The sequence below is a fragment of the Streptomyces sporangiiformans genome (assembly GCF_005768555.2).
Classification (GTDB): Bacteria; Actinomycetota; Actinomycetes; order Streptomycetales; family Streptomycetaceae; genus Streptomyces; species Streptomyces sporangiiformans.
Genome location: NZ_VCHX02000098.1, coordinates 1 through 2,863 on the forward strand (window position 1 = coordinate 1; position 2,863 = coordinate 2,863).

The 2,863-nt window shown below is 72.1% G+C and carries 1 protein-coding gene; it reads right to left on the reverse strand.

Annotated features, from left to right (window positions below; all coding sequences use genetic code 11):
* Positions 1–55: 55 nt before the first annotated feature.
* Positions 56–2,863: translation initiation factor IF-2 (infB, locus tag FGD71_RS11285; RefSeq protein ID WP_119100267.1), on the reverse strand; the 2,808-nt coding region annotated here is incomplete at its 5' end.

The following is a 2,863-nucleotide window of genomic DNA, read 5'->3' on the forward strand; positions in this document are numbered from 1 at the left end:
GGCGGGGAGGATTCCCCGCCGGGCGACGCCAACCCGGTTCAGCCCGCCGCAGGCGTCACGCCCGCGGCTTCTCGCGCATCTCGTACGTCGCGATGACGTCGTCGACCTTGATGTCGTTGAAGTTGCCGAGGTTGATACCGCCCTCGAACCCTTCGCGAATCTCGGTGACGTCGTCCTTGAAGCGACGCAGACCCTCGATGTTGAGGTTCTCCGCGATGACCTTGCCGTCGCGGAGCAGTCGGGCCTTGGTGTTCCGCTTGACCTCGCCGGAGCGGATGAGAACACCCGCGATGTTGCCCAGCTTGGACGAGCGGAAGACCTCGCGGATCTCCGCCGTACCCAGCTCGACCTCTTCGAACTCCGGCTTGAGCATGCCCTTGAGGGCCGCCTCGATCTCCTCGATCGCCTGGTAGATGACCGAGTAGTAGCGGACGTCCACGCCCTCGCGCTCGGCCATCTGCGCGGCACGCCCCGCGGCGCGCACGTTGAAGCCGATCACGATGGCGTCCGAGCCCATCGCCAGGTCGATGTCCGACTCCGTGACCGCACCGACGCCGCGGTGCAGCACCCGGATGTCGACCTCTTCACCGACGTCGAGCTGGAGGAGCGAGGACTCGAGAGCCTCGACGGAACCAGAAGCGTCACCCTTGATGATGAGGTTGAGCTGCTGGACCTCGCCGGCCTTGAGCACCTTGTCCAGGTCCTCGAGCGAGACGCGGCGCGTGCGCTTGGCGAACGCGGCGTTGCGCTCACGGGCGGCGCGCTTCTCGGCGATCTGACGGGCCGTACGGTCCTCGTCCACGACGATGAAGTTGTCGCCCGCACCCGGGACGTTGGTCAGACCCAGGACCTGGACCGGCGTCGAAGGACCGGCCTCCTCGACGTTGTTGCCGAGGTCGTCGTGCATGGCACGGACACGGCCGTACGCGTCGCCGACCACCATCGTGTCGCCGACCCGCAGCGTGCCTCGCTGGACGAGGACGGTCGCCACGGCACCACGGCCACGGTCGAGCCGGGACTCGATCGCGATGCCCTGCGCGTCCTGCTCCGGGTTGGCCCGCAGGTCGAGCGAGGCGTCCGCGGTGAGGACCACGGCCTCCAGCAGGGAGTCGATGTGCAGACCCTGCTTGGCGGAGATGTCGACGAACATCGTCTCGCCGCCGTACTCCTCGGCCACCAGGCCGTACTCGGTCAGCTGACCGCGCACCTTGGTCGGGTCCGCGCCCTCGACGTCGATCTTGTTGACCGCGACCACGATCGGCACCTCGGCCGCCTTGGCGTGGTTCAGCGCCTCGATCGTCTGGGGCATCACACCGTCGTTGGCCGCCACCACGAGGATCGCGATGTCGGTCGACCTCGCACCACGAGCACGCATGGCGGTGAACGCCTCGTGACCCGGGGTGTCGATGAAGGTGATCTTGCGGTCCTCGTCGTTGACCTCGGTCGCGACCTGGTAGGCACCGATGTGCTGCGTGATGCCGCCGGCCTCGCCCGCGATGACGTTCGTCTTGCGGATGGCGTCGAGCAGTCGGGTCTTACCGTGGTCGACGTGACCCATGACGGTCACCACCGGCGGACGCGCGACGAGGTTCTCCTCGCCGCCCTCGTTCTCGCCGAACTCCAGGTCGAAGGACTCGAGCAGCTCGCGGTCCTCCTCCTCGGGGCTGACGATCTGGACCGTGTAGTTCATCTCGTCGGCGAGGAGCTGCAGCGTCTCGTCGGAGACGGACTGCGTGGCCGTGACCATCTCGCCGAGGTTCATCATCACCGCGACGAGCGACGCCGGGTTGGCGTTGATCTTCTCCGCGAAGTCGGTGAGGGAGGCACCGCGCGACAGGCGAATGGCTTCGCCGTTGCCGCGAGGCAGCATCACGCCGCCGACCGACGGGGCCTGCATGGCCTCGTACTCCTGGCGCCTCTGCCGCTTCGACTTGCGGCCACGACGCGCGGGACCACCGGGACGGCCGAAGGCGCCCTGCGTGCCACCACGGCCACCGGGACCACCGGGACGACCACCGAAGCCGGGACGGCCACCGCCGCCACCGGGACCACCGGGACGACCGGCGAAACCGCCGCCACCGCCACCGGGACCACCGGGACGACCGGCGAAACCGCCACCGCCGCCACCGGGACGACCGGCGAAACCGCCGCCACCGGGACGACCGCCGCCGCCACCGCCGGGGCGACCGCCGCCACCAGGACCGCGGCCACCGGGGCCACCGCCACCGGGACGCGGGCCGGCAGCCGGACGCTGCGGCATCATGCCGGGGTTCGGACGGTTGCCGCCCGGACCGCCGGGACCGCCGGGACCGCCGCCGGGACGCGGCGCCTGCGGACGGGGCATGCCGCCCGGAGTCGGACGACCGCCGCCGGGACCGCCCTGCGGACGCGGAGCGCCACCGGGACCGCCCTGCGGACGGGGACCACCCTGGCCGGCGCCCTGCGGACGCTGACCGCCCGGAGCACCAGGACCGCCGGGACCGGGGCGTCCACCACCCGGACGGGGCGCCTGCGGGCGCGCCATGCCGGTGGAGCCACCAGAGGTGAACGGGTTGTTGCCCGGACGCGGGCCGGCCGGACGGGCACCGGGACGCTGACCCTGACCACCCGGACGCGGGGCGCCCTGACGGTCACCGCGGTCACCGCGGTCGCCGCGGCCCTGGCCGCCCTGCGACGGACCGCCCGGACGGGCCCCCGGCTTCGGGGCACCCGGACGGGCGCCCGGACGCGGCCCCGAGGACGGGGCGGCGGGAGGAGTCGGGGGCGCGGTGAACTCGGGCGCGGCCGGAGCCGGAGACGCCGGAGCGGGCTTCGGCGCGGGCTTGGGGCCCGGAGTGGGACGCGGACCCGGAGTGACCGGAGC